The 26,913-nt window shown below is 54.9% G+C and carries 19 protein-coding genes and 6 pseudogenes; 11 read left to right on the forward strand and 14 right to left on the reverse strand.

The annotated features are described in order from the left end of the window. Window positions 1–21: 21 nt before the first annotated feature. A complete protein-coding gene (locus TKWG_RS09735; protein WP_041709304.1) occupies window positions 22–714 on the reverse strand; it encodes a M23 family metallopeptidase in 693 nt (230 codons plus the stop codon). Window positions 715–958: 244 nt separating this feature from the next. On the opposite strand from TKWG_RS09735, the gene TKWG_RS09740 reads away from it, so the two are divergent. Genes TKWG_RS09740 through TKWG_RS09750 form a run of 3 tightly spaced genes read left to right on the forward strand, consistent with a single transcriptional unit; the run spans window position 959 to window position 2,768 of the window. Continuing rightward, window positions 959–1,360 carry a hypothetical protein gene (locus TKWG_RS09740; RefSeq protein ID WP_014750673.1) on the forward strand — a complete coding sequence of 134 codons (402 nt, stop codon included), beginning with the start codon at window positions 959–961 and terminating at the stop codon, window positions 1,358–1,360. Continuing rightward, window positions 1,344–1,715 (forward strand): hypothetical protein, encoded by a 372-nt coding sequence (locus TKWG_RS21455; protein ID WP_014750674.1) that lies wholly within the window; start codon window positions 1,344–1,346, stop codon window positions 1,713–1,715. Before TKWG_RS09740 ends, TKWG_RS21455 begins: the two co-directional genes overlap by 17 nt. 51 nt (window positions 1,716–1,766) lie before the next feature. After that, the gene (locus TKWG_RS09750; RefSeq protein ID WP_014750675.1) at window positions 1,767–2,768 is read left to right on the forward strand and encodes a Bug family tripartite tricarboxylate transporter substrate binding protein; all 1,002 of its coding nucleotides are present in this window, start codon (window positions 1,767–1,769) and stop codon (window positions 2,766–2,768) included. Between the two features lie 3 nt (window positions 2,769–2,771). On the opposite strand, the gene TKWG_RS09755 is transcribed toward TKWG_RS09750, so the two are convergent. Next, on the reverse strand, window positions 2,772–3,551 hold the full coding sequence (locus TKWG_RS09755; protein ID WP_014750676.1) for an SDR family oxidoreductase: 780 nt from the start codon (window positions 3,549–3,551) through the stop codon (window positions 2,772–2,774). A gap of 198 nt (window positions 3,552–3,749) precedes the next feature. On the opposite strand from TKWG_RS09755, the gene TKWG_RS09760 reads away from it, so the two are divergent. The 7 genes and pseudogenes from TKWG_RS09760 (at window position 3,750) to TKWG_RS21460 (ending at window position 11,532) form a co-directional block, all read left to right on the forward strand. Beyond that, window positions 3,750–4,985, forward strand: a complete 1,236-nt coding sequence (locus tag TKWG_RS09760; protein ID WP_171815153.1) for an anti-sigma factor domain-containing protein — start codon at window positions 3,750–3,752, stop codon at window positions 4,983–4,985. Window positions 4,986–5,299: 314 nt separating this feature from the next. Next, a pseudogene (locus TKWG_RS09765) lies at window positions 5,300–8,279 on the forward strand (monovalent cation/H+ antiporter subunit A). Continuing rightward, on the forward strand, window positions 8,270–8,611 hold the full coding sequence (locus TKWG_RS09770; protein WP_014750681.1) for a Na+/H+ antiporter subunit C: 342 nt from the start codon (window positions 8,270–8,272) through the stop codon (window positions 8,609–8,611). The pseudogene TKWG_RS09765 and the gene TKWG_RS09770 overlap by 10 nt, the downstream one beginning before the upstream one ends. Further along, window positions 8,608–10,245, forward strand: a pseudogene (locus tag TKWG_RS09775) (monovalent cation/H+ antiporter subunit D). Before TKWG_RS09770 ends, TKWG_RS09775 begins: the two are co-directional and overlap by 4 nt. Continuing rightward, entirely contained in the window at window positions 10,242–10,733 is a 492-nt protein-coding gene (locus tag TKWG_RS09780) for a Na+/H+ antiporter subunit E (protein ID WP_014750682.1), read from the forward strand. Before TKWG_RS09775 ends, TKWG_RS09780 begins: the two are co-directional and overlap by 4 nt. After that, entirely contained in the window at window positions 10,733–11,014 is a 282-nt protein-coding gene (locus TKWG_RS09785) for a K+/H+ antiporter subunit F (protein WP_014750683.1), read from the forward strand. Before TKWG_RS09780 ends, TKWG_RS09785 begins: the two co-directional genes overlap by 1 nt. Then, on the forward strand, window positions 11,011–11,532 hold the full coding sequence (locus tag TKWG_RS21460) for a monovalent cation/H(+) antiporter subunit G (RefSeq protein WP_014750684.1): 522 nt from the start codon (window positions 11,011–11,013) through the stop codon (window positions 11,530–11,532). The genes TKWG_RS09785 and TKWG_RS21460 overlap by 4 nt, the downstream gene beginning before the upstream one ends. A 244-nt stretch (window positions 11,533–11,776) precedes the next feature. Here TKWG_RS21460 and chrA read toward each other — a convergent pair. From chrA to TKWG_RS09850, 12 genes and pseudogenes are all read right to left on the reverse strand, one after another. Beyond that, window positions 11,777–12,986: pseudogene (gene chrA, locus TKWG_RS09800) on the reverse strand (chromate efflux transporter). A gap of 195 nt (window positions 12,987–13,181) precedes the next feature. After that, the gene (locus TKWG_RS09805; protein ID WP_014750686.1) at window positions 13,182–13,763 is read right to left on the reverse strand and encodes a nitroreductase family protein; all 582 of its coding nucleotides are present in this window, start codon (window positions 13,761–13,763) and stop codon (window positions 13,182–13,184) included. A gap of 105 nt (window positions 13,764–13,868) precedes the next feature. Next, complete coding sequence (pdxJ, locus tag TKWG_RS09810) at window positions 13,869–14,582, reverse strand: pyridoxine 5'-phosphate synthase (RefSeq protein WP_014750687.1); 714 nt, start codon at window positions 14,580–14,582, stop codon at window positions 13,869–13,871. Window positions 14,583–14,595: 13 nt separating this feature from the next. Beyond that, window positions 14,596–16,105, reverse strand: a pseudogene (locus TKWG_RS09815) (efflux transporter outer membrane subunit). 2 nt (window positions 16,106–16,107) lie between these two features. Further along, window positions 16,108–19,359, reverse strand: a pseudogene (locus TKWG_RS09820) (efflux RND transporter permease subunit). Window positions 19,360–19,479: 120 nt separating this feature from the next. After that, entirely contained in the window at window positions 19,480–20,652 is a 1,173-nt protein-coding gene (locus TKWG_RS09825) for an efflux RND transporter periplasmic adaptor subunit (protein WP_014750688.1), read from the reverse strand. A gap of 465 nt (window positions 20,653–21,117) precedes the next feature. Next, window positions 21,118–21,912: an ABC transporter ATP-binding protein gene (locus TKWG_RS09830; protein WP_014750689.1), complete on the reverse strand. Its 795-nt coding sequence runs from the start codon at window positions 21,910–21,912 to the stop codon at window positions 21,118–21,120. 1 nt (window position 21,913) lies between these two features. Continuing rightward, window positions 21,914–22,582, reverse strand: coding sequence for an ABC transporter permease (locus TKWG_RS09835; protein WP_407636905.1), 669 nt, complete (start codon window positions 22,580–22,582; stop codon window positions 21,914–21,916). After that, on the reverse strand, window positions 22,579–22,800 hold the full coding sequence (locus TKWG_RS27035; protein ID WP_081489267.1) for a hypothetical protein: 222 nt from the start codon (window positions 22,798–22,800) through the stop codon (window positions 22,579–22,581). Before TKWG_RS27035 ends, TKWG_RS09835 begins: the two co-directional genes overlap by 4 nt. Before the next feature lie 67 nt (window positions 22,801–22,867). After that, window positions 22,868–23,838 (reverse strand): annotated as a pseudogene (locus tag TKWG_RS09840) (ABC transporter substrate-binding protein). Window positions 23,839–23,966: 128 nt separating this feature from the next. After that, window positions 23,967–24,749: a spermidine synthase gene (locus TKWG_RS09845; RefSeq protein ID WP_041709309.1), complete on the reverse strand. Its 783-nt coding sequence runs from the start codon at window positions 24,747–24,749 to the stop codon at window positions 23,967–23,969. Window positions 24,750–24,755: 6 nt separating this feature from the next. After that, window positions 24,756–25,937, reverse strand: a complete 1,182-nt coding sequence (locus tag TKWG_RS09850; RefSeq protein WP_014750692.1) for an acetyl-CoA C-acyltransferase family protein — start codon at window positions 25,935–25,937, stop codon at window positions 24,756–24,758. A gap of 97 nt (window positions 25,938–26,034) precedes the next feature. Here TKWG_RS09850 and xth point away from each other — a divergent pair, with 97 nt between their 5' ends. Then, window positions 26,035–26,817, forward strand: coding sequence for an exodeoxyribonuclease III (gene xth / locus TKWG_RS09855; protein WP_014750693.1), 783 nt, complete (start codon window positions 26,035–26,037; stop codon window positions 26,815–26,817). Window positions 26,818–26,913: the final 96 nt, after the last annotated feature.

Genomic DNA, 26,913 nt, shown 5'->3' on the forward strand with positions numbered 1-26,913 from the left:
CTTTGTTCGCTGCGCTGCGGGTCAGTGACGGATAATCGTTCTGATACGGCCCGAACGCATTCGCTGACTCTGACCGCCTTTGATAACAGAGGTTTTCTGGATACGACCGATGCCAGCAGCGCCCTGTCCGGTTAGCGGATTGACTGCATAATTGTTATAGCGGATCTCATAATGCAGATGCGCGCCGGTCACCTTACCCGTATCGCCCAAATGGCCAATGACTTCGCCTTTGTCAACAACCCGTCCCACCGCCAGGCGCGGGGCAAATTTCTGCAAATGCGCGTATAGTGTTTCATAACCTGAACCATGTTCCACGATCACGGTATTACCGTAGCCGCCCTTGGCGCCCGCGAACGATATCCTGCCGCCCAGTGTCGTTTTGACCTGGCTACCTACCGGCGCAACCAGATCCACGCCGGCGTGAAAGCGCAACTGATTGTAGATGGGATGCATGCGCAAGCCAAAACGGGACGAGACATAACTCTTGTCCAGTGGCGAGGACAAAAAGCCCATGATTTTCAGGTCCAGTTTCAGGGATGGTCCGCAGCCCCTGGCGCTGCAGCCCTTTGGCGGGTCCAGGTCATCGGCCAGGCCACGTATGGTTTTGACATCGGAGTCGACCGTTGGCACATCGGGCACCGTGTCCAGGTCCTCATCGGATTGGGCAAGCGCAGGCAGCGCGTGCATAGCGGCGGCAAGACAGCCAAGCAGCATCAGCGTGTGCCTGCCGGCCCGACTCAGGACGGCGCGCATGAAAGGAAATGGGTTTGTATGTACATGAAAGTGCATTTTACTTATTTCAGCTCAATCGCAGCGCAAATCCGTGTATAGTTTTTGTTTCTACCCATTTTCCAATTGCACAGCGATACAGGGATATATCTTTGCCGGGAGCGCCGTTGCCTTCGACGGCCTCTTTTGAACCATGTTATCCGAAAAAATACGCAGCAAATACCGCCCAATGTTCAGACTTACTGTCATCCTTTCTTTTCTTGTCGGCCTGAGCGCCTGCTCGGACCGGCCGGACGATGAACGTCTGCGACTGGCGCTGATGTCCGATTGCATGGTGACGCGTGCCTCCCTGTTGCTTAGCGGCAAATACGTTGACAAACAGGCGGTGGCAACCATTCAGCAGGAATGTCATGCGGCCTACGCAACATTGATGCAGAACGTCTCTGCGAAACAGCTGCGTAACCAGCAGACCGAAGTATATGACAGCTTTCAGCGCGCTTACCGCATGAAATATTCGCTGCACGATGTCTTTGATAGCTTGCCACCTGCAGCCAAAACCACGTACGAGAAACTGGCAACCACGCTTTTCGGCCTGAAAAAGAGGATCTCGGCATATGAAAGATACCCGTGATCGCATGCGTTTAATAAAATATCTGATTGCCGTGCTGTTCTTGCTGATTGCATTGGCGTACCTGTGGACCAGCCTGAGTCGCCCTCACGAGACTGCTGGCGAGTATTCGCAGTTCGACAAGGAACGGGCTATTATTGCCTGCATGACCGCCGAGTACGCAACCAATTACACGGACGATCCGGCAGAGACAGATATGTTTCCGGAGTGTGAAGCACGCTTCGAAAAGCTCAAGGCCACATTGCCTTATGCCGAATATGTTCGTATTCAGCAGACACCGGTGTCTGCCGAGACCGGCCCGGTGCAAATGCAGCCCTACGAAGTGTTTCTGCAGATTATGACTGGCGCGGATCGCTGATTCTGCTGCCCTTAGCTTATTGACAATTGTTCCAAAGGATGTGCTTGAAAAATGCAAAAGAACAAAAGAAAAACAATGATCGCTCTGGCCATTGCGGGCCTGACTGCCGGTTCGCTGGTAGTGGCCGCATCCCAGGCTCATGCTGATGAAAGCAAATGGCCCGAACATTCGCTCAAGCTGATTGTGCCTTTTGGCCCCGGTTCCACACCCGATCAGATTGCGCGCATTATTGCCGGCAGCGCCGAGAAAAAACTGGGCCGGACGATCGTGATAGAAAACAAAGCCGGCGCGGGCGGCAATATTGGTACCAACCTGGTGGCCAAAGCCAAACCTGATGGCTATACCTTCGGTATTTCCATTACCGGCCCGCTGGTGAACAACCAATTTATCTACAATAATTTGCCTTACGAGCCGGAAAAGGATCTTGCGCCGTTGACCATGGCAGTGACGCAACCGAATGTGATTGTCGTGACAAAGCAATCGGGCATTAAGACATTGAAAGAGCTGATTAGCAAGATCCAGGCCGAGCCGGACAAGCTTAATTTTGCAACATCGGGCAACGGTACTGGCTCACATCTGTCCATCGAATTGATGCTGCAGGCAGTGAACGGCAAGGCGACCGCTGTGCCCTATCCTTCTTCGCCCGCCGCACTCAATTCACTGATTGCAGGCGATACCCAGTTCACTGCGCTGGCGCCCATTGCCGTGCTGCCTCTGGTCAAAGAAGGCCGGCTGGTTGCATTGGCGCAGACCAGTGCGCAGCGCAACAGTTCCCTGCCGGATATTCCTACGGTGTCAGAGGCAGGTGCGCCCGGCATTGAAGGCGCTGCCTGGTCCGGTTTTGTTATTTCGTCAAAAGTGCCGATTGCCATCCGCAATATGCTTACCGACGCGCTATTGACTGCGCTGCGTGATCCAGAAGTAGGCAAACAGCTTAAGGCGATTTATATGGATCCCATACCGAGCACGCCGGAAGCGTTTCGCGATTATATGAATCAAGAGAAAGCGCGCTGGAAACCGTTGATTGAAAAACTGAATCTGAAAATCAATTGATCGTCAGAACTGAACGGACAGGCCGCCATCTACAGCGATGACTTGTCCATTGATATAGGCTGAAAGGTCAGAAGCCAGGAACACCGCCAGTCCGGCAATTTCTTCTGGCCTGCCCCAGCGTCCTGTCGGATTGCGCGTTGCCAGCGTTTGTCCGGCTGCGGAATTGACCATTTCCAGATTGGTCTCTGTGGCAAAGGTGCCTGGCGCAATCGCGTTGCTGGTAATGCCGCTGGCGGCAAACTCCACTGCCAGCGCCCGCATCATACCGGTCAGGCCTTGTTTGGCAACGGGATAGACGCCATCGCCGGGGCGGGCGATGTGCCCTGCCACCGACGTGATAGTGATCAGCCTGCCCCACTGCTGCTTTTTCATCAGCGCTGCCGCTTTCTGTGACAAATACATGGCCCCCAGCAGATTGACTTGCAGCATTTGCTGCATTTGCGCAAAATTGAAAGCAGCCAGAGGTTGGCGGATCCGGATTCCCATATTGTTGACCAGCACGTCGCAACGGCCGTGCTGCTCCTCCAGGTAAGCCATGCAGCGGTCAATGTCAGCCACAACGGACATATCTCCAACCAGGCCTTGCACTTGTATACCTGTTTGCCGCAGTGCAGCGCGGGCCTGTTCTACAGATTCGGCGCTGCGACCGTTGATATATACCAGCGCGCCACTGCGCGCCATGGCCGAAGCCATTTCCAGGCCAAGTCCGCGTGTTGAGCCGCTGATCAAGACCACTTTATCATGCAGCCCGAAGCCGTCTGTGTAGGAACCCTGTTGTTGCATTGCTTTCCTTGAATATCTGCTGTAGCTGGCTTTTGTAACACGGCCCGAACAATGTCAAGCGTATGCAATGAGCCGGTTTACGGTTAAACTTGAACCTATTTTCACCCAATTGCCTGGAAAAAGTAAATGTTTGCCAGAAACACCCCTTTTAATTACGAGAAAATCTTAAAAGCGTGTGCAAAAGGACAGAAAAGTGCCTTGCAGACTCTGTTCAAGCATGAAGCACCGCTCATGGTTGCCTTGTCCCTGCGCGTATTGGGTAATTACAATCTGGCCGAGCAGGCCGTCGTATCTGCATTTGTGCTTATCTGGAACAATGCCGAGGCCTACGACGAGGACATGGGGCCGGCACGCGGGTGGATTTTCTCTATCCTGCGCTATCGAATCAGCCAGATTTTCAAGGAACACTACGACGCCATTCAGGCGGCCAGCAAGGGTCAGGATGAATCGGTGCTCAATGAAGTCTCCAGCAATCTGCATGCAGACGTGCGTGAAGACCTGCCGGTCACACCGGCTTTTTATCTACATCTGGAAGAGTTGCCCGAAGAGCCGCAAAAGGCGCTGATCAATATGTATTTCAGCGGCATGTCGCAGGCGCAAACCGCGACCAAAGTGGGCATGCCGCTGGGCCGATTCAAGGAAAATCTGTTTCTTGGGCTGCAGCACCTGGCCAAGCATCTGCCTGAATTTTCTCCACCGCATCATGCGACTGAAAAAATGGGCGAATATGTACTGGGCGGGTTGTCCGAAAACGAAGAAAAATTGGTCTACAAATTAATGAATGACGATGCCGGTGTCTCGCGCATCGCCTTGCTATGGGAAGCCCAGTTCACTCATCTGCTCAGCCAGTTGCCGGCACAAGTGGCCAGCAGCCGGGTGTGGGAGAAAATAAAGAACGCCGCCTTTGCCAAGGCGCAGATCAACGCTGCACAGGGAACAGAGACAGACGACGATGACGGCACCGAACAGCCCTATGCTTCGGGTTTAAAAACCACCTTGCGCAAGCTCTGGTTCATGCTTCCCCTGTGGCGCACATTGGCGCTGCTATTGGCCATTGCTGCATTTACTTTCTGGTATGTAGGCACCCCTGCTTCGGATTTGCCTAAAAAAGTGGCCGTGCTGGACTCGTCCATGAGCAATGCCCAAACGGGCTGGGTCGTTCGATTCAATGCCGCCGGCGATGCCCACTTTTCTCCGGTCGTGCGCCAGACCGTGTCGGACGGACTGGTGCTCCAGGTATGGAAACGATCCAGCGGATCCGACAGCGCCCTTGCCCTGATCCGTGACAGCAAAGCCTTTGTCCTGACCGCAGAACTAGTAGGGTCCATTGCGGCGGGTGATCAGCTGTTGATCAGCCTGGAACCCGATGGTGGTTCGCGCAATGACCGGCCTTCGGGCACCATCCTGTACAAGGGAACCGTCGCAGATCTGTAGCGCGGGTTCGCCACAACCGGGCTTGGTTCGAAAATAACGCAACTCTGAAGTATCCGGGCTCTTTTAAGGACCTGAGGCATAACGGGTTGTCCCCAGTGAGGTCCGGTCTTATACACGTCTTTGCAACAGGCGTTGGTAACCCGTTAAACGTGTGGCCTTTGCGCAAATAGGGATCGATACCCTGCTGGCAAACCGTAGGCCGGTATCGCGTTTTTCAGCTGAAATTCAGGAGCTGATGAAAAATATAAGCGTCGACGCAAGAAGATAAAGTATGATTGTAATAATTCGCCATAATTCTTCATAAATAGCACTAAATGTCATTAATCCTGCTTCTAATTCTTCCATTTCTGGGTAGTATACTTGTCGGCCTGCTGCCCGTACACGCCAGATCTCCGGAAGCTTGGATGGCAGGTATTATCGCGATCGTCGGCGCGCTGATTACCTTGTCTTTTTTGCCCGACATGCTGCAGGGCAACACCGTTGTCCAGACCCTCGAATGGGTGCCCTCCTACAAGCTGAATCTTGTATTTCGCATGGACGGCTATGCATGGCTTTTTTCGTTGCTGATTACCGTTATGGGTGCGCTGGTGGTGCTGTATGCGCGCTACTATATGTCGCCCAAAGATCCGGTTACCCGGTTCTATTCTTTCTTTCTGGCATTCATGGGTTCAATGCTGGGCGTGGTGCTGTCCGGCAATATTATCCAGCTGGTTATCTTCTGGGAACTGACCAGTCTGTCCTCATTCATGCTGATCGCCTACTGGAATCATCGCCAGGACGCCAAGCGCGGGGCCAGGATGGCACTGACCATTACTGCGGCCGGCGGGTTCTGTCTGCTGGCGGCCATGTTGATGATCGGGCATATTGTGGGCAGCTATGATCTGGATGCTGTGCTCAATTCGGGCGACACCTTGCGCAATCACCCATGGTATGTGACCATTCTGATTCTGTTCGCGCTTGGTGCCCTGACCAAAAGTGCGCAGTTTCCCTTCCATTTCTGGCTGCCAAATGCAATGGCCGCGCCTACGCCGGTCTCCGCTTACCTGCATTCGGCAACCATGGTCAAGGCCGGCGTGTTCATTCTGGCGCGCTTCTGGCCGGTGCTGGCGGGCACCTCGGCCTGGTTCTGGATTATCGGCATGGCCGGACTGTGTTCGCTGTTTCTGGGGGCCTATGTTGCGACCTTCCAGAGGGACATGAAAGCGGTCCTGGCGTATTCTACGATCAGTCATCTTGGCCTGATTACCCTGCTGTTAGGCCTGAACAGCAAACTGGCGCTGATCGCCGCCCTGTTTCACATGATCAATCATGCCACCTTCAAGGCATCGCTCTTTATGGCCACCGGCATTGTCGATCATGAAACCGGCACCCGGGACCTGGTGCTGCTGTCCGGGCTGCGCAAGGCCATGCCGATCACCGCAACACTGGCCGTTGTGGCTGCGGCTGCCATGGCGGGTGTGCCGTTGCTCAACGGTTTTATTTCAAAAGAAATGTTTTTTGCCGAAACGCTGAACTTGCCGGATTATCTTGAAGTCTCTCGTTGGTTGCCGGTCTTCGCCGTGCTGGCCAGCGCCTTCAGTGTGGCCTATTCCCTGCGGCTGATCATGCAGGTCTTTTTTGGCCCAGGCGACCGATCTGCCCAGCGAGCCGCACGAGCCACCGTTGTGGATGCTTGTACCCAGCGGCATTCTGGTGCTGACCTGCCTGTTGATTGGCATCATGCCGCAAACCATTATCGGCCCGGTGCTGTCTTCCGCTGCGCATTCGATTCTCGGGCCAACATTGCCGCAATACAGTCTTGCTATATGGCATGGTTTCAATTTGCCGCTCACGATGAGCCTGATCGCCATGGGCGGCGGCGTCCTGCTTGCCCTGGTCCTGCGACCCCTGCAGCGACGCAAGCCTGGCCAGACCCCGCTGCTGTATCGCATCGACGGACGTATTTTCTTTGATTTCCTGATGAATCTGCTGGATACGGTGGCCTATCAGGCAATAAATCTGTTTTCCACCAAACGGCTGCAGCCCCAGGTATTGTGGATTGTCGTTATTACTGTCGTGGTCACCATTCTGCCGTTATTGCTGTTTGAAGCCTGGCCGCAACTGGTCATGCGCAATATTGATCTGCCCTTTACGCTGTTGTGGATTATCGGTTCATGCTGCGCTGTTGGCGCGGCCTATCAGGCGAAATACAACCGTTTCCGATCTCTGGTTCTGCTCGGCGGCGCCGGCCTGTGCAGCAGCCTCACTTATCTGTGGCTGTCAGCACCGGACCTTGCGCTTACCCAATTGGTTGTCGAAATGGTGACCACCATCCTGCTGTTGCTCGGATTACGCTGGCTGCCACGCAGAATGTCAACGGAACCGCCTTCGGACCGCGGTCGGGCCCTAGTGCGACGTTTGCGCGATATGACCATCGCCGTGATCGCCGGCCTGGGCATGTCCGTGCTCACCTACTTGCAGTTATCGCGCCCAGCCTGAGGCGTCTCGTCGTTTTATCTGGAAAAAGCGCTACCCGAGGGTGGCGGCACCAATGTCGTCAATGTTTTGCTGGTAGACTTCCGCGGCTTTGATACCTACGGTGAAATTACGGTGCTCAGTATTGTCGCCCTGACCGTATACGCCCTGTTGCGACGTTTTCGTCCGCCGCGAGAAAGCTTGAAGGCGCTGGAAGACCGGCGTTTTCGACAGAGCGGCGATACGGCTGTTGTCGACGAGGATGCAGAACTGCCAACTGGCACAATGTTGGTGCCGACCGTACTTTCGCGCTTTATTATGCCGATTGCCACGCTGATTGCCTTATTTTTCCTGTTGCGCGGACATAATTTGCCCGGCGGCGGTTTTGTTGCCGGTCTGATTTTTGCTGCCGCTGTTATTCTGCAATATATGATGGGCGGCATTCGCTGGGTCGAAGATCGCTCGCGGATCTTTCCCCAGTACTGGATTGCAGGCGGCTTATTGATGGCCGGCGCTGCCGGTATGTCCGCATGGCTGTTCAAGCTACCGTTTTTATCGGCACTGGCCGCAGATGTTGACCTTGGCCCGCTTGGACATGTGCATTTGTCCAGTGTCATCCTGTTTGACCTGGGTGTATTCGCAGTCGTTGTTGGCTCTACCCTATTCATGTTGGTCGCGTTGAGTCACCAATCCTTGCGGTTTTACAAAAAAGTGTCGGCCGAGACGGCCGAAGAAAATACCAGTAGCGAGACCATCGCATCTGATCCGGGCAGCGATAGCAATGTGTCGCCCAAACCAGCGCCGCCGTCGAATACCCAGGGAGCACCAACATGGAACTGATTTTATCAATCGCCATCGGCATTATGGCCGGCTCGGGTATCTGGCTGTTGCTGCGTCCGCGTACTTACCAGGTTATTATCGGTCTGACGCTGGTCTCCTATGCAGTCAATTTGTTCATTTTCGCCACAGGTAAACTGACCACCGGCGCGCCGCCGATTCTGAAAAAAGGTGTGGCCACAACCCTGGCTAATTATGCCGATCCTCTGCCACAGGCCCTGGTACTGACCGCCATTGTGATCAGCTTTGCCACCACGGCCCTGTTTCTGGTGGTGATCCTCGCTTTGCGCGGCTTGTCCAATACGGACCACGTAGATGGGACGGAGTCGCAATGAGTCAGTGGATGAATCACCTTCCCATCCTGCCGGTTGCTATCCCGATGATCATGGGCGCGTTTATGCTGGTGCTGCGCGATCAGCATCGGAACGCAGCCGTTGTTCTGGGCGTTGTTTCCGTGCTAGCTCAGTTTTGCATCGCGGTGGCTTTGTTCGGCATTACAACCGGGCGTATTCCCAACGACTACGAAAACCATATCATGGTTTACCTACTGGGTAATTGGCAGGCGCCTTTTGCCATCGTGCTGGTGGCCGACCAGCTTAGCGCCATCATGTTGATTTTGACCGCGGTGCTGGGGCTGTGCTCTCTGCTGTATTCAACAGCCCTTTGGGATCGTGCCGGGGTCTTTTTCCACCCCTTGTTTCAGTTCATTCTGATGGGATTGAACGGCGCCTTTCTTACCGGCGATCTGTTCAATCTGTTTGTCTTTTTTGAAATTTTCCTGGCTGCCTCTTATGGCCTGGCGCTGCATGGCTCGGGCATGGCCCGGGTTGCTGCCGGCCTGCACTACGTTACCGTCAACCTGATTGCTTCATTCCTGTTGCTGATCGCCATTTCAGTGCTGTATGGCATTACCGGCACGCTGAATATGGCAGATCTGGGGTTGCGCGCCGCTACGCTAAGTGGCGACGATCGACGGTTGTTCGAGGCCGCGTGTGCCATCCTGGGTATCGCCTTTCTGATCAAGGCAGGCGCCTGGCCATTGAACTTCTGGCTGACCAGCGCCTATTCGGCCGCCGTGGCACCGGTAGCGGCACTGTTCGCGATCATGAGCAAGGTAGGCATCTATGCATTACTGCGCATTGGTTCGCTGCTGCTGCCAACAGGTGCGCCGGCGGCGTTCAGCGGCGACTGGATGTACGTCATCGGACTGGCAACCCTGTTGTTCGGCACCCTGGGTATTTTGTCGGAAAAAACAGCGGTCGACTGGTGGGCTATTGCATCATTATGTCTTCCGGCACCCTGCTTTCGGCACTGGGCATGCCAAGCGTCATTCTGACGGCCGTCCCTGTACTATATGCTCAGTTCTGTGTTGGTAACCAGTACGTTCTTTTACCTAATTGAACTTATCAAACGTACCGAATCTTTCGGGGGGAATGTGCTGGCGGTCAGTCTGGAAGCCTTCAGCGCCGAGGACCAGGATAGCTCGGATTATTCCGGAACCGTTGTAGGCAAACCAATACCGTTCGCCCTGGCGTTTCTGGGGTTGGCATTTTTCATCTGTGCGCTGGTTATTGCCGGTATGCCCCCGTTCTCGGGCTTTATTGCCAAGTTCGCGCTGCTGTCCAAAGCGCTGGATCTGTCGCAGACCAATGCTGCCACCACAACCAGCGTGTGGCTGCTGGTGGCTGCCATGCTGATTTCCGGCATGGCCACGGTGATTGCCCTGGGACGCGCCGGCATTAGAATGTTCTGGAGCAGTGAGAAATTAAAGCCGCCGGTGCTCAGCCGCCGCGAAGCCTTCCCCATCACCCTGCTGCTGATGCTGTGTATTGCACTGACTGTGTTTGCCGGTCCAGTGATGGACCAGCTCTCACTGACGGCCAAGCAACTGGATAACCCGGGCACTTATATGAAGGCGGTGCTCAACAGCCGACCAGCCGTCATATCGTCACATGGAGGTGCGCAATGAAATCGTGGTTTTCGTGGGTACCCATGACCCTGTTTCTCGCCGTCATCTGGATGCTGCTGGCTCATACACCGTTAAGCACCGCGACCCTGGTTTTTGCCTTTGTTGCCTCTCTGATTATTGTCCTGATGTCGCGCAGGTTGCGGCCATTTCTGGCCAGACCCAAACGGATTTGGGTCATACTGAAGCTGACCTGTGTTGTCCTGGCAGACACGTTTCATTCCAACGTGGCAGCCATCAAAATCGTTCTTGGTTATCCGAAAATCAAGTACACACCGGGATTCGTCTCGATCCCTCTGACACTGCGTGATCCGCACGGGCTCGCAATTCTGGCCGCGATCATCAACTATGCGCCGGGCACGCTTTGGGCCGGCTTTCCGGAGTCGGGAGATTACGTGCAATTGCATATTCTGGACTTGCCCCAGGAAAGCGACTGGGCGGCTTTTATTATTGAACGCTATGAGAAACCATTGAAGGAGATTTTTGAATAATGGAAACCCTTCTGATCTGGTCCTGCTATTTCACCTTATTTTGTTTTGCGCTGGCAGGCGTGATTCTGAGCCATCCCCTGTTTGTCGGGCCAACGCCTCAGGATCGGGTGCTGGGTATTGACGCCCTTTATCTGATCGGCATGATGATCGCATTAACGCTGGGCATGCTATATCGCACATCGTGGTATTTTGATATCGCCTTGCTGGTCAGCCTTTTCGGTTTTCTGAGCACGGCGGCCATGGCGCGCTTTCTGCTGCGCGGCGAGGTGATCGAGCCATGATGGATACCCTGTCTCCCTGGATTGTGATTCCCGCTTCAGTGTTGATTGTAATCAGCGGTCTGCTGGTGCTGACAGCCAGTATCGGCATGGTCCGGGTCAGCAGCTTCCTGCCCCGCACTCATATACAGGCCATCATTTACTCCACTGCCCTCTGGTCCCTGCTGCTGGCTTCCCTGCTGCTGACTTTCAATCTTCAGGATCGCACCTTCCTGCATGAAATATTGATTGGTATCTTTATTTTCATCACGTCGCCGGTCAGTACCATTTTGCTGGTGCGTTCTTTTGTTTTACGTGAAGAACGGGCGAGCACGCTCGATGAAAGTGCCACGGCTTCGGCCAGGCCAACTGCTGAACCCAGTGTAGCGGAAAACGACCGTACGGCGGCCAGCGACGTGGCCTCCATAGAAGCGGAACTGGAAATGGAACCGGAGCAGGACCAGGACCAGGACCAGAAAAACGAACTTGATAAGCAAACGACGCGACGGCCCGGCCCACCCGCCGATTTACCAAAAGCCTGATTCAGATCGGATGCAAGGCAGTGCTCCGGCAGCTTTTATGCATCAGGCGGGCATTATCTGCCGGATGTCTGATATTGCTTTGTGAATGCGCTGCGCGTGTTCTGTGTGTATTGCAGCGCCTTGCTTCATCGACCGGTATTACGTCGAACAGCAAGCTGGGCAGCGCAAAGCCGCAGCAGTAGAAGGCGGCACTGCTCGGCTCGCGCATCCGCTGCACCTTTTGCGGTCTCACTTTGCTTGCGCCTTACGCTGTAATACTGAGCAGCCAGCCTGCAGCACCGCTGCAAATAACAACCAGCCACGGTGGGCATTTCCAAAACATCAATGCCACAAATGCAATCAGCGCCAGCCCGAAGTCATGCGGGCGATCAATGGCGCTGGTCCATACCGGCTGATATAGCGCCGCCAGCAGCAGGCCCACGACGGCGACATTGACGCCGCTCAATGCAGCACGGGTACGCTGATGATGACGCAATCGCTCCCAGAACGGCAGGACGCCGATGACCAGGAGAAAAGATGGTGTAAAAATTGCAAGCAGGCAGATTAGTCCCGTGAGCCAGGCAGGTATGCTGGTGTCCATGGCGGCGCCAAGAAAAGCCGCAAAGGTAAACAATGGGCCGGGCACTGCCTGCGCAGCGCCATAGCCGGCCAGGAAAGCGTCATTGCTCACCCAACCAGACGGGACCACCTGCGCTGCAACAGCGGCAGGACAACGTGACCGCCACCAAATACCAGGGAGCCGGCACGGAAAAAAGCATCTACACGCCAATCATATGGGTTTGTACGAGTTGGGCCACAACCGGCAGCCCCGCCAGCAAAACAAAGAACAGTGCAAGACAAAGTATGCCCGAGCGTCGGCTTACGGTGACCGGTAAGGTATCGGGCGTGGTGTCCTGGGCCGGTTTGAACAGACAGAGTCCGATTAGTCCGCCTGCCAAAATAATACCCACTTGCCCCCATAGTGGTGGTGCCAGCAACGCGGCAATGGCTGCGATGGCCATTATTGTAATGCGCATGGTGTCTGTGCACAGTGCACGCGCCATACCCCATACGGCTTGCGCCACAACAGCGACTGCTGCCACCTTCAGACCCTGCAATACTCCGGCAGGCACGACATCGGCATAACTGGATATGCCCAAGGCAAACAGGATCAGAACAATAGCCGAAGGTAGTGTAAAACCGGCCCATGCCGCCACGGCACCCGCATAACCAGCTCTGGACAGGCCCAGTGCAATGCCCACCTGGCTGCTGGCCGGCCCGGGCAGAAATTGGCATAGCGCCACCAGATCGGCATAGCTGCGTTCGGACAGCCAGCGCCGTCGAGTCACAAACTCTTCGTGAAAATAACCCAAATGGGCGATCGGACCACCAAAAGAGGTCAGGCCCAGGCGTAAAAAGATAAGGAAAACGGACCAGGAAGCTGCTTGATCGGTTCGGGTTTGAGGAGCGTTCACGGTGGCGTGTTCTTGATTTGATATCGAAAACGGCCATCATAATTCAAATATGATGACAAAGTCCTCTTTTAGGAACGTGCCAACGCTGCCGGTGAGGCTGCCGCTGACTTCAACACGCAGCGTTCGGCAGCTAGAACGCCGATGACGCTGGCGGCGCGGCGGACATGAGGGCTGGCCGTGTCCCTCATCGGTGATTCAGACGTCCAGGGGCTCAGTCCACTCTTCGATGAATTTGGTGTGGTCGGAACGTTTTTTGGGAGGGATGGGCATTCTGGGCGTGCCGATGGCGATAAAGCCCAGGAACCGATAGTCAAGCGAATCAAAACCCAGTCCTGCCTGAAATTCATCAATGTAGGTGGCGATCCCGGTACTCCAGAATGCACCGTAACCCAGCATATAAGCAGCGTTCAGGATATTGGTGACAGCCGCGCCGGTGGCCAGGACCCGCTCGGTCTCGCTGATGGCGGTATTGCCATAATCGATATGGCAAGCCACAGCAATAATCATGGGTACTTCACTCAGCCAGGCTCGGGTAGCCGCTTCTTTTTCGGGCGTGAACGGCGTATCGCTCTGCTGGCGCAGCCCGATGGAAAAATCGGCAAATTTGCTGATGGCCGCGCCGCGAATAATCTTGAACCGCCAGGGTTGAAGGTTGCCGTGATCAGGGGCTGCCATGGCGGCCTGCAGAATTCGGGCCAGGTCATCATCATTGGGCGCGGGCGCCGTGACCAGTTTCATGGAACTGCGGGACAACAGAAAATCAATGGGTTGAGTCATGAACAATTACCTGAGTTGCAATACAAATATGATAGCGCAGCAGCTCGCGAAATGGGCCGATGACCCTGATGACAACGGAAGATCACCGGGTCCGATTCACCGGTCTCAATGGCGCAGCAACGCCTTCATATCACGCACTGCTTTTTCCCAGCCGTCAAATATCGCCTGAGCGACGATGGCATGACCGATATTCAGTTCGGAAATACCGCCAAGCGCCACGATGGCCTGGACGTTCTGGAAATGCAGGCCGTGGCCGGCATTCACTTTCAACCCCTGGCGCAGTCCTTCGGCAATCGCCAGCCGGATGCGTTCGAGTTCGAGCTGCTGGGCCTCGCCGCTGGCCTGGGCATAGGCGCCCGTATGCAGTTCAATGACGCCAGCGCCTGCCTGCACCGCGGCGCGAATCTGTGTGGGTTCGGGATCGATAAAGAGCGACACCCGCGCGTCTATGGCGTGCAACTTGCTGATCGCGTGGCTTACCGAGTCAAAGTGGGCCTGGACATCCAATCCGCCCTCGGTGGTCAGTTCCTGGCGCTTTTCCGGTACCAGGCAGACGTCATGAGGCCGCACCTGACAGGCGATATCCAGCATCTCGTCGGTCACAGCGCATTCCAGATTCATGCGTGTTTTCAACAAGGGCCGCAAGGCATGTACGTCGCTATCCTGAATATGCCGGCGATCTTCGCGCAAATGCAGCGTAATGACATCGGCGCCGGCCTGCTCGGCCAGCAACGCTGCACGGACCGGATCAGGATAGCCACAACCACGCTGCTGACGCAACGTGGCCACATGATCAATATTTACTCCCAGATCAATCATGATACATCCTGCGTTATTGCTGTGCGGCTGGAGCGATTTGTGTGGCGTTTCCAGACACCGGTACTGTATTGGCAATAGGCGCATCGGGATTCGGACGCATAACGGTACCGCGGTTCCAACCGCCACCCAGGGCCTTGTACAGCTCCACTTTGTTCAGCAAGGATTCGAGCCCCACCTGAACGAAACTTTGCTGTACGGTAAACAGATTGATCTGGGCAGTTTGAACCTGCAGGAAGCTGTCTATGCCGTTTCTGTAACGCAAATCAGACAGATTGAGCGATTCGTATGCAGATTTTTGTTGATCTCTGAGCGCTTGCAACTGGGCGCCGTAGGTCGCTTCCCCTGCCAGCGAGTCAGCCACTTCCTTGAATGCCGTCTGAATCGATTTTTCGTACTGAGCCACTGCAATATCCTTGCGTACTTCACTCAACTCAAGATTGTTACGCAACCGCCCTGCTGTAAAGATCGGCATCGTAATAACCGGGTTGAACGACCAGGACCCCTGTCCACCCGAAAAAAGTGTACTCAGGCCCAGGCTGGCCGATCCAATCAATCCGGTCAGTGAAATGCTTGGGAAAAAGCGCGGCTCTGGCTGCGCCGATGTTGGCATTGGCAGCCAGTAACTCGTGTTCTGCGGCAATAATATCCGGGCGTCTTACCAGCAGATCAGAAGGCAGCCCCGCAGGGATTTTCGTCATTAATACGTCGCCGGCGAACGGGCTTGCCGCTGGCAGATTGGCCGGAATCGGAGCGCCGATAATCAGCTGCAATGCATTTCTGGCCAATTGCTCACTGCGATCCAGCTCAGCCGAGCTGGCCCGGGCTGAATCGAGGAGGGTCTTGGCCTGATTGACATCCAGCGCCGACGCGACACCGCCGCGAAAGCGCGCCTGGACCAGGTCATAAGTCGACTGACGTGATTTAAGCGTCTTGGCAACCAGATCCCTTTGCTGTTGTGCGGCACGCAAATTGTAGTATGCCGTGGCAAGCTGACCGATCAGATTGATCTGTGCCGTTTTGCGCCCTTCAACGGTCGCCAGATAGGACTGGAACGCCGCTTCGGACAAATTGCGTTGTTTGCCGAAAAAATCCAGCTCAAAGTCGGTAATGCCTATGCCTGCGGTAAAGCTGCGCGAGACCGATGGACTGTCCGGGCCGGCCATACGCATATTGGGCGGCATGCGCTGGGCAGTTTCCTGCGCCGTAGCGCCAATTTGCGGGAATTGATCACTGCGCGTAATACCGTATTGGGCACGTGCCTCATCAACCCGTTTGACTGCAATACGCATGTCACGGTTATTTTCCAGCGCCAGGCCAATCAGCGCCTTCAGGCGGGGTTCACGGAAAAACTGCTCCCAGCCCAAATCGGCTACCGATGCCTGGTTGGCATTGTCTTGCCCCGGATAGGTAGATGGGATCGGTGCATCCGGCCGCGTATAGTCGGGCGACAATGAGCAGCCAGCCAGCAGGACGGCCATGAAAACAGCGGAAAAACGGGGCAATGTACGTTGTGACCCTTGCATGATTACTCATTTCCTTTTGGAGGTGATCCGTCCTGGCGTTTTCTGTCGCCATTGGCGGTCATATCATCTGCCTCAGCCACATCGGTATAGATATGCTGAGATTCTTTTTCGGCTTCGGTGGCTTTCTGGTGTTCATCAGCCTGACGACCCAACAGCCGTGGTTTCACTTTGAAGAACGTCATCACCACAACGAAGAACGTTGGGACGAACAGCACGGCAAACGGTGTCGCCGCTACCATACCGCCGAATACCCCGTAACCCACAGCCTGCTGGCTTGCCGCACCTTCGGCATTGGCCAGCATCAGCGGTATGACGCCCATGATGAATGCGAACGAGGTCATCAGAATTGGGCGGAACCGCAGTCGAGCCGCTTCCAGCGTCGATTCAACCAGCCCTTACCTGACGCAAATGCATCCTTGGCAAATTCCACAATAAGAATGGCGTTCTTGGCGGACAATCCGATTACCGTAATCATCCCCACCTGGAAGTAAATGTCATTTGACATGCCCACCAGGGTAACCAAACCCACCGTGCCCAGCATACCCAAAGGCACAACCAATACGGCGGATAATGGAATCCACCAGCTTTCATACAGCGCAGCCAGCACCAGGAACACCACCGCGAAGGCCAATGCCAGCATAATGGATGCCTGACTGCCCGCCTGGACTTCCTGATAGGACAACCCAGTCCATTCGTAACCGATACCGGAAGGCAACTGACCAATCAGTTTTACAATTTCGTCCATCGCTTCACCATTGGCGTAGCCGGCATTGGCCTGGCCCTGAATGGTGATGGAATCATAACTATTGTAACGCTGCACCTGGCTTTGACCCTGTACCCAATCCAGGGTAACAAAGGACGATAGCGGGACCAGATCGCCATCGGTGTTGTGCACCCGCAATTTGAGAATATCCTCGGGCGACATCCGTTGATCGGCTTCAGCCTGAATCCAGACGTTCTGCATCCAGCCCTGGTTGGGGAATTGCCCCAGATAGCTATTGCCGATAGTACCGGAGAGCACACTACCGACCTCGGCCATGTTCACGCCAAGTGAATAGGCTTTGATGCGATCGACGGTCACTTTCAACTGCGGGCCCGGGCCAAGGCCGGAAATACGCACCTGGGACAGAATCTTGCTCTGGCCAGAAAGCTGTATCAGTTGGTTGGCCGCTTCACGCAACTGGGTCTGACCCATGCCGCCTCGATCCTGCAGACGCAAGTCAAAACCGGTGGCCGTACCCAGCGATGGGATGGACGGCGGCACAATCGATAGCACCATGGCATCGGGAATACCGAAAAGCAGTTGCCCCGTGGCACGCCCGGCGACTGACATGGCGCTGTGCTCATCTCCTTTGCGTTCATCGAATTTCTTGAACGGCGTAAAGGCAATGGCCGAATTCAGACCGGAGCCGTTGAAACTGAAACCTTGCACGGTGATGATGTTTTCCACCTCAGGCTGTTTCTTATAGTATTCCTCAACCTGCTTGATGACCTCTTCGGTACGCTTGGCCGAAACACCCGCCGGCAATTCGATATTGGTCACTGCATAGCCCTGGTCCTCTGTAGGCAGGAACGAGCTGGGCAGACGCAGATAGAGAAAGCCCAGCAATATGACCAGCCCCAGGTAGATCAACATCATGCGCCCACCCCGTTTGAGCAAGCCGCCCACGAATCCGGTGTAGTTGTTGGTGATTTTGGAAAAAGTACGATTGAACCAGCCAAAAAATCCCTTCTTCTCGTGATGCCCTTTTGGTACGGGTTTAAGCAGCGTAGCACACATGGCTGGCGTAAACGTCAGTGCCAGAAAGGCAGAAAAGGCAATGGAAATAATCATCGCCGCCGCGAACTGACGGTAAATCACGCCCGCAGATCCACTCATGAAGAATAACGGTGCAAATACGACCATCAACACAAGCGTAATACCGACGATCGCGCCGAAAATCTGTGGCATCGCCTTGATCGTGGCTTCTTTGGGGGCCAGACCCTCTTCGGCCATGATCCTTTCCACATTTTCAACCACCACGATCGCGTCATCGACCAGAATACCGATGGCCAGCACCATTGCAAACATGGTGAGCGTATTGATAGAGTACCCCATGGCCGACAGCGTCGCCAGCGTACCCATCAGCGCCACCGGAACCACAATTGCCGGTATCAGTGTATAGCGGATGTTCTGCAGGAACAGGAACATAACGACAAACACCAGCAGCATCGCTTCAACCAGAGTATGAACCACCTGGGTAATGGAGGCATCTACGTATGGTGCAGTGTTGTACGGAATTTTGTATTCAATATTGTCCGGGAAATACTGGGCCAGATTTTCCATCTCGGCCTGAACCAGCTTTGATGTTTCAAGCGCATTGGCGTTGGGCGCCAGTGAAACAGCAAACGCGGCTGAGGTCTGGCCGTTCAGACGGGCGCCAAACTGATAGGAGTCGGCTCCCACTTCGATACGTGCCACGTCGCTGAGCACTGACAGTTGAGCCGCCTGTAGTGGCGCGCAGAACAATATCGCCGAACTCCTTGACCGTGCTAAGCTGACCATTGACGACCACCGTTGCACTGGTGGTCTGGTCATCTGGCGTCGGTGGCGATCCCAGAGTACCGCCGGTAATTTGGGCATTCTGTGTTTGCAGGGCAGTCTTGATATCACTGGTCGTCAGACCGAAAGAGGTCATTTTTGCCGAATCTACCCAGATACGCATGGCACGAGGTGAAGCAAATAGCTGGAATTGACCCACACCCTTAATTCGGGCAATCGAGTTCTGAATATTCCTGGTGATGTAATCACCAAGTCCGGCGTCATCCAATGAGCCATCGGTCGAGCTCAGCGTACCGATCAGCAGGAATCCTGACGTACTTTTCGAGTATGTAATACCCTGTTGCGTCACCGCCTGTGGCAGCTTGGAATTGACCGCGGCAATACGATTCTGCACATCGACTTGTGCAAGATCGGGGTCAGTACCCGGTTCAAATGTCACATCGATCTTGGCAGCACCATATGAGTCACTTGTAGAGGCGTAGTACAGCATGCCTTCGGCGCCATTGAGTTCATTCTCGATCAGACTGGTTACAGAGCGTGCAACTTCCTCCGCTCCGGCGCCAGGGTATGTGGCGTTTACGGTGATGGTCGGCGGTGCAACTTCAGGATACTGCGAGATGGCCATATTCGGGATAGATACGACACCCGCGAAAAATATGATAATCGCAATAACCCAGGCAAAAATTGGCCGGTTAATGAAAAAATTTGACATGTTTTATATACTCACTGTGCCGGCTTGTCGCCCTGCTGTTCAGGCTTGCTTTCCTGTGCCGGGGCGCTATCGCCCTCTTTTGTGGGTTGTTGCCCGGCACCAGGCTGGGGCTGCTGACCGCTATTGCCCGCAGCTTCCTTTTTCTTCCATGGCTGTGTTTTTGACCGGTGCGCCTGGGCGAATTTTTTGGAAGCCTTCGACAATAACTTCGTCACCCGCCTTCACACCTTGCGTAATGATCGTATCGTTTTTGACTTCTCCACCCGTTTGAATCGTAACCGACGCTACCTTGCCATCTCGAACCAGCATCAGATTGCTCAGACCATCACTGGATCGCTGAATGGCCTGGGTTGGAACCAGCACGGCTTTTTCGTCCTTGCCCTGCTCCAGCTTGACGGTCACGTACATACCAGGCAACAGCAACCGGTCAGAGTTAGGGAAGGTAGCCCGCAGAGTGACCTGGCCGGTTGAGGGTTCAACGCTGACGCCGGTAAAAAGCAGCTGGCCATTTTCCGGGTACTGTGTACCGTCTTCCAGTTCAAGCTGGACCACCGCCGTGTTTTCGTCAACTTTGGTCAATTGCCCATCTGCCATGGCCTTGCGCAAACGGTATAGTTCAGCGGTCGACTGGGTGAAGTCTACGTAAACCGGGTCCATTTGCTGCACATGCGCCAATTGAGTGGCTTCGGTCCCGCTGACCAGTGCCCCTTCGGTGACCAGGGCCCGGCCGACAATGCCGTCAATAGGTGATTCCACATCGGTATAAGACAAATTGATGCGCGCAGCATCCAGCGCAGCTTTGGCCGATGCAATGGTGGCATCTGCCTGGTTTGCCTGCGCGCGCGCATCGTCATACTCCTGACGACTCACAGCATTGGACTTGACCAGGGTGGCATAGCGATTGGCCAATTGCCGGGCACTGCCTGCAGTCGCTTTGGCCTGATTCAGGGCCGCCTCGGCCTGTGCATATTGCGCCTGATAGGGAGCGGGATCAATCCGGAAGAGCACCTGCCCTTTCTTTACTTCACGGCCCTGCTCGAATTCAATTTTCTGCACGATGCCATTCACCCGTGCGCGCACCTGCGCATCGCGCACAGCGCTGACTCGTCCAGGAAGCGTCGTAAAGATGGTGGTGGGTGTTTCAGTTAACTTGACGGTGCTGACCGGCGTCGGCGGCGGGCCGCTTTGCGCGCCTGCTTGCTGATCTTCCTTACCGCAACCGCTTAGCGCAACCAGGCACGACAGCAAAACTGTTGCAACATAGCGCTTGTGTAAAAAGAGTCTGTTTGTCATTGGGCTGGAAACCTTGAGAGCGAGGGCTGATCCTGACGGATAGCTGATTGAACGGTGTTGAAGAAAAGATTATAACCAGAAAATAATTGCCTAAGCAAATACTATTTAGTATAAACCCTTAAGTTCTAGGGTTTTTATCAAATTCTCGGGAATGTTGTGAACACACTCCTCTGAGAAATGGATTAAAGAAGGACTAACCCGCGCTTTGCGCATATCCGCCGCATAATGAAAAAGCACGGCCTTGGAGGTTCCGCTGCCTGTGCAGCGGCTCACTTCAGGACACCTGATCAGCAGTGCCCATGTCAGGTGCAAGCTGGCTGCATCACTACCGGCTCGGCGCCCAACAAAATCTGCCTGGCGACCAGTGGCTGGCAAAGATGCGATAAAAATAACATGCCTGTGCCGGTTTTGTCGCCATCCGCCCGCCAGACATGGCCAAAATCTACTTTTTAAGCCCGCACAGTGTCAATCGAGCAACAGGGCATCGTCGGTGATCTGCTCTCCCCTGACTTTCTCGAACATTTGCAGCAGGTCGCTGACCGTCATATCCCGGCGCTGCTCGCCGGCCACATCCAGAACAACCTGCCCCTGGTGCAGCATGATGGTTCGTTCGCCGATCTCCAGCGCCTGCTTCATACTGTGCGTCACCATCATAGTAGTCAGTTTCTGTTCAGTCACGATCTTTTCTGTAAGATCCAGAACAAATTGCGCGGTCCGTGGATCGAGTGCGGCAGTATGTTCGTCCAGCAGCAATATTTTGCTGGGCTGCAGTGCCGCCATCAGCAGACTCACTGCCTGGCGCTGGCCGCCCGACAGCAGGCCGATACGGTCGGTCAGCCGTGATTCCAGTCCCAGCCCCAGGATGGTCAGTCGCTCCCGGAATAATTGTCGCAGATCACTGCGTAACGCCGGACGAAGGTCGCGTTGGCCGCCACGACAATAGGCCAGCGACATATTCTCTTCGATCGTCAGATCTTCACAGGTGCCAGCCATCGGGTCCTGAAACACCCGCGCCACATTGACTGCCCGCTGCCACACGCTTTTGCGGGTAACATTCTCGTTGTTAATATGAATGGTACCCGAATCTACCATCAGCTCGCCCGACACCGCATTCAGGAAAGTTGACTTGCCGGCGCCATTGGAGCCGATCACCGTCACGAATTGCCCTTGCGGAATGTTCAGAGACAAGCCACGCAAGGCCCGGGTTTCAATGGGGGTACCGGCATTGAAGGTAATATGCAGATTTTGTGCGTTCAACATATCAGGCGCGTCCTTTGATTCGCAGGTTACGGCGAAGCTTGGGCAAAATCAGCGCAATGGCCACCAGCAGTGCAGTAATCAAGTTCAGATCCTGTGCCTTGAGGCCGATAAAATCGCTGTTGAGCGCCAGTGCAATGAAAAAACGGTAAAGAATAGCCCCCACAATGACTGCCAGCGTGATAAATAGAAACCGCCGGGCAGGCAAAATGCTTTCGCCCACGATGACCGCCGCCAGGCCGATCACAATGGTACCAATTCCCATGGAAATATCAGAACCACCCTGTGACTGGGCAAACAGTGCACCGCCAAGCCCCACCAGCGCATTGGACAATGCCATGCCGATAAGGACCATGCGGTCTGTAGAGATGCCTGGGACCGTGCCATTCGTAAATTTGAGCCGGTCGAGCGCATGGCCAGACCGATCGGTTGAAAAATAGGCGTCAAGCAGAATTTTGACGATAACAACAACAATGAAGAGCAACACCGGACGCCAGACAAAATCGTCGAGTGACGACGGTTGCGTGAGTGAAAAAACCGTGTCGCTGGTGATCAGCGGAATATTTGGGCCGCCCATAATGCGCAGGTTGATGGAGTACAGGGCCGTCATCATCAAAATACTGGCCAGCAAGTCCATGATGCCCAGCTTGACGTTGAGCCAGCCGGTGATCATTCCGGCAAAGGCACAAGCGACCATCGCTGCCGCGCTGGCGACGAAGGATCATAACCGCTGCTGACCAGTAGCGCAGACACGGCACCGCCGGTGGCAAACGTACCATCGACCGTCAGATCGGGAAAGCGCAAGACGCGAAAGGAAATGAACACGCCCAGCGCGACCAGGCTGTAGATAAAACCCAGCTCCAGCGCACCAAGGGAAGAAAAAAGAGACATGTTAAGAACTTATGATCAAATAAAAAAGCCTGAGATGAGCCCAGGCCGGTAAAAAGGTGACAACAGGTTATTTCACAATCACTTTGGCGCTTTTGACAAAGTCTTCGCTCAATGTAACCCCTTGCTTTTGGGCCGCGCCCGGGTTAACGAACAGCTCCAGCGTGTTGCTGGTTTCAGACGCGATGCTGCCTGGCTTTTCGCCTTTCAGGATCCGCGCTACGATTGTACCAGTCTGAATTCCCAGATTCTTGTAGTTGATACCCAGGGCAGCTATGGCGCCGCGTTTGACGCTATCTGTATCCGAAGCGACCAGCGGGATTTTGGATTCATTGCCGACCTTGACCAGGGCTTCGTAGGCAGATACTACATTGTTATCGGTATTGGTATAGATCACGTCAACCTTGCCTGCCAGACTGCGCGCCGCCGAACCAACATCGACCGAGCGCGGTGCCGACGCTTCAACAAGCGTCATGCCAGACTTGGGCAGCAGTTCCTTCAGGCGCTTGACCACCACGCTGGAATTGGCTTCGCCCGGATTGTAGACAATGCCCACGCGTTTGGCCTCAGGCAATACCAGCTTGATCAATTCAATCTGCTTTTCCAGAACCAGAACATCGGACACACCAGTCACGTTGGCACCCGAGGCGTCCATGGACTTGACCAACTGGGCGGCAACCGGATCAGTTACGGCGGAATACACGACCGGAATGGTCTTGGTTGCAGCCACTACCGCCTGCGCCGAAGGCGTGGCTATGGCTACGATGGCATCAGGCCTTTCGCCGATGAACTGGCGTGCAATCTGGGCAGCCGTCCCGGTATTGCCCTGGGCACTTTGATATTTCCATTTCAGATTCTTGCCTTCTTCAAAGCCTTCTTTGGCCAGGCCTTCCTTGACTCCATCACGCACGGCATCCAGGCCGGGTGTTCAACAATGGATGTGACGGCAACAAACTTGTCTGCCGCCTGGGCTGCGCCCGCAAGCAGTGCGGTTGAAACCAGCGCAGCGGAAAGACAGAAGGTAAACGTGCCCTTGATCATAACAACTCCTGAATGACATGTTCTGAACTCGCGATTCTGTCACAGCAAACCGCTTTGTACCAGTGGTATTAACGAGAATAGGCGCTCCCGGCAATGCAAAGCAGGCGCATAGCCACGATTGGCGCCGCTTAGAAACTGATCAACTCGCCCGTCTTGCCGTTTTCCTGCAGCAGCGTGCGCAGCCAGCCCGTTGCCGGCAAGCGGTACAGGCTCTGTACCCGCCTGGCCCGCTGCTGCAGCTGCTCACGTGTTACCTGCAATGGCGGGCCGGTAAATGCAATGACGATACGATTTCCATCAATTGTTTCGGGAAACAGGATTACGCGATCATCAAAGGCCCGCAGGATATTGCGCATATTCTTGCGAAAACTGCCGTGGTGGCCGAACAGGTTGATTGTGACCACCCCCAGGTCGGCGCACACTCGCCGACAGCCCCGGTAAAACTGATCAGATGAACATACCGGTCCCTGTGCGGTGTAATCGTACAAATCCACCATGAGCGCGCCATAGCTGTTTTCATTGACTGGATCCAGGACCCAATCCTGCGCATCTTCATGCACCACACGGCATGAGGCCGTTTGCCGCAACTCAAAAGCCGACTCGCATATGGCGGTGACCTGGGGATTCCATTCGACAGTCACGACATCGCTATCGAAATGATGCTGGCAAAAACGCGTTAGCGACCCGGCCCCAAGGCCCAGAATACCGACGCCCCGATCCACCGGTGGCGCCAGAAACAACAGCCAGGCCATCATCTGCTGCGTATACTCGAACTCCAGCTTTTCGGGACGGTTCACCCGCATGGCGCCCTGAATCCATTCGCTATTGAAATGCAGGTAGCGCACACCCTGCGATTCGGAGATCATCGGCTCGTCATAGTCGGGGTGTGGTTCCCTTTTTTGGTGCTGCATGCGTCATCAGACCCGTTCGAAGATAGCGGCAATCCCCTGCCCGCCGCCGATGCACATCGTCACCAGCGCATAGCGCCCGCCAACACGCTGCAGCTCGTGCAGCGCTTTTACGGTAATGATGGCCCCTGTTGCGCCGACCGGGTGGCCCAAACCGATGCCGCTGCCGTTGGGATTGACTTTGGCCGGATCCATGCCCAATTGCTGCGTGACTGCGCAAGCCTGGGCTGCAAACGCTTCGTTGGCCTCGATGACGTCCATATCTTCAATTTTCAGCCCGGCCTTAGCCAGGGCGTTGCGTGTTGCAGGAACAGGACCAATACCCATTAGACGAGGATCCACGCCGGCGTGGCCGTAGGCTACCAGACGGGCCAGCGGTTTCGCACCGCGTGCTTTGAGCATTTCACCATTCATAAGTACCAGCGCGGCGGCCCCGTCATTAATACCCGACGCATTACCGGCAGTGACCGTACCGGCTTCCTTGACAAACACCGGTTTGAGGGCAGTCAGCCCCTCAAGAGTGATGTCGCGTCGCACGTGTTCGTCGGTATCAAATACGACATCGCCCTTGCGCGACTTCATCACCACCGGCACGATCTGGTCTTTGAAATAGCCCTGGTCAATGGCGTTGGCCGCGCGTTGATGGGACGCGACGGCCAGTTCGTCCTGTTGCTGACGGGACACACCATATTCTTTGGCCACATTTTCGGCCGTGACACCCATATGCATTTTTTCAAACGGATCGGACAGCGCGCCGGTCATCATGTCCTGCATCACGCTGTCCCCCATTCTGGCGCCAAAACGGTGCGCCGGCGCAATATAAGGCGCGCGGCTCATGTTCTCGACACCGCCGGCGATTGCGATTTGGGCATCTCCGAGCAACAATGTCTGGGCAGCAGAAACGATGGCTTGCAGACCGGAACCGCATAGGCGGTTGACATTGAAAGCCGGCGTGCCCTGTGCGACACCGGCCGTGACCGCCGCGTAGCGCGACAGATACATGTCACGAGGCTCGGTATTGATGACATGTCCCAGCGCGACGTGGCCAACATCTTCACCCGTCACCGCAGCGCGTTCCATGGCCGCCCGGATGACCGTTGCCCCCAGCTCGCCAGGGCTTACATTTTTCAGACTGCCGCCAAAGCCGCCAATGGCCGTACGTACACCGGATACCACGAAAACGTCAGGCATGATAATTCCTTTTTTTGTGTGAAGAGAAGCGAATCATAACGCATCCGGCATACAATGAAAGCCCGCTGTTTGTGTTCAACGGAAAATCAGGACCGCTATGAAAATCGCTACTTGGAATGTCAATTCGCTCACTGTACGTCTGCCTCAGGTGCTGGCCTGGCTGGATCAGCACAGTATCGATATCTTGTGTATTCAGGAGCTCAAGCAGGTCAATGAAAAATTTCCCAAGGATGCCTTCCAGGAATTGGGTTACGACGCTGTCTGGACCGGTCAGAAAACCTATAACGGCGTGGCCATTTTGTCGCGTTCTTCATTGGAAGACGTGATCATCAATAACCCGCTCTACCCCGATACCCAGCAGCGCCTGGTTACTGCCACCTGTCAGACCAGTGAAGGTCCGATGCGGGTTATTTGCGCCTATTGTCCAAATGGTAGTGCGCTGGACAGCGACAAATATAATTACAAACTCGAATGGTACGCTGCGCTCAATCAGTTCGTTGAAGCACAAATGAAATTATTTCCGAATCTGGCCATTTGTGGAGACTACAACATTGCGCCCGAAGATCGCGATGTTCACCCTAAATATACCGGCGACATTCTGATCTCGCCCAAGGAGCGCGCCGCCATGCAGGCGCTCAGCGGCCTTGGACTTGCCGATTCATTTCGCCTGTTTGACCAGGAAGAAAAACTGTTCAGTTGGTGGGATTACCGGATGATGGGTTTTCGTCGCAACGCCGGGCTGCGCATTGACCATATTCTGCTCACGCCATCGCTGGCGAAACTTTGCACAGCCTGCGTGATCGACAAGGCACCCCGTGGCAATGAACAGCCTTCGGATCATGCGCCCGTCGTCGCCACCCTCTCCTTATCATTTGCCTGACGGGCCCTCGGACTGCGATCGCTTGGTGATCGCAAAATGAAAAAAGGCCGGATGTTCTCCGGCCTTTACTATTTACCATTCAGTGGCATCGTGCTA

Source organism: Advenella kashmirensis WT001 (assembly GCF_000219915.2).
In the GTDB taxonomy this organism is placed as follows: domain Bacteria; phylum Pseudomonadota; class Gammaproteobacteria; order Burkholderiales; family Burkholderiaceae_B; genus Advenella; species Advenella kashmirensis.

Excerpts from the sequence above, each read along its gene's own strand:
- TKWG_RS09825 (WP_014750688.1), bottom strand. The coding sequence starts at position 20,652 with ATGACAAACAGACTCTTTTTACACAAGCGCTATGTTGCAACAGTTTTG.
- TKWG_RS21455 (WP_014750674.1), top strand. The coding sequence starts at position 1,344 with ATGAAAGATACCCGTGATCGCATGCGTTTAATAAAATATCTGATTGCC.
- TKWG_RS09850 (WP_014750692.1), bottom strand. The coding sequence starts at position 25,937 with ATGCCTGACGTTTTCGTGGTATCCGGTGTACGTACGGCCATTGGCGGC.
- TKWG_RS09740 (WP_014750673.1), top strand. The coding sequence starts at position 959 with ATGTTCAGACTTACTGTCATCCTTTCTTTTCTTGTCGGCCTGAGCGCC.
- TKWG_RS09735 (WP_041709304.1), bottom strand. The coding sequence starts at position 714 with ATGCTGCTTGGCTGTCTTGCCGCCGCTATGCACGCGCTGCCTGCGCTT.
- pdxJ (WP_014750687.1), bottom strand. The coding sequence starts at position 14,582 with ATGATTGATCTGGGAGTAAATATTGATCATGTGGCCACGTTGCGTCAG.
- TKWG_RS09835 (WP_407636905.1), bottom strand. The coding sequence starts at position 22,582 with ATGATCACCGGCTGGCTCAACGTCAAGCTGGGCATCATGGACTTGCTG.
- TKWG_RS09830 (WP_014750689.1), bottom strand. The coding sequence starts at position 21,912 with ATGTTGAACGCACAAAATCTGCATATTACCTTCAATGCCGGTACCCCC.
- TKWG_RS27035 (WP_081489267.1), bottom strand. The coding sequence starts at position 22,800 with ATGTCTCTTTTTTCTTCCCTTGGTGCGCTGGAGCTGGGTTTTATCTAC.
- TKWG_RS09785 (WP_014750683.1), top strand. The coding sequence starts at position 10,733 with ATGGAAACCCTTCTGATCTGGTCCTGCTATTTCACCTTATTTTGTTTT.
- TKWG_RS09750 (WP_014750675.1), top strand. The coding sequence starts at position 1,767 with ATGCAAAAGAACAAAAGAAAAACAATGATCGCTCTGGCCATTGCGGGC.
- TKWG_RS09780 (WP_014750682.1), top strand. The coding sequence starts at position 10,242 with ATGAAATCGTGGTTTTCGTGGGTACCCATGACCCTGTTTCTCGCCGTC.
- TKWG_RS09805 (WP_014750686.1), bottom strand. The coding sequence starts at position 13,763 with ATGACTCAACCCATTGATTTTCTGTTGTCCCGCAGTTCCATGAAACTG.
- TKWG_RS09845 (WP_041709309.1), bottom strand. The coding sequence starts at position 24,749 with ATGCAGCACCAAAAAAGGGAACCACACCCCGACTATGACGAGCCGATG.
- xth (WP_014750693.1), top strand. The coding sequence starts at position 26,035 with ATGAAAATCGCTACTTGGAATGTCAATTCGCTCACTGTACGTCTGCCT.
- TKWG_RS21460 (WP_014750684.1), top strand. The coding sequence starts at position 11,011 with ATGATGGATACCCTGTCTCCCTGGATTGTGATTCCCGCTTCAGTGTTG.
- TKWG_RS09755 (WP_014750676.1), bottom strand. The coding sequence starts at position 3,551 with ATGCAACAACAGGGTTCCTACACAGACGGCTTCGGGCTGCATGATAAA.
- TKWG_RS09770 (WP_014750681.1), top strand. The coding sequence starts at position 8,270 with ATGGAACTGATTTTATCAATCGCCATCGGCATTATGGCCGGCTCGGGT.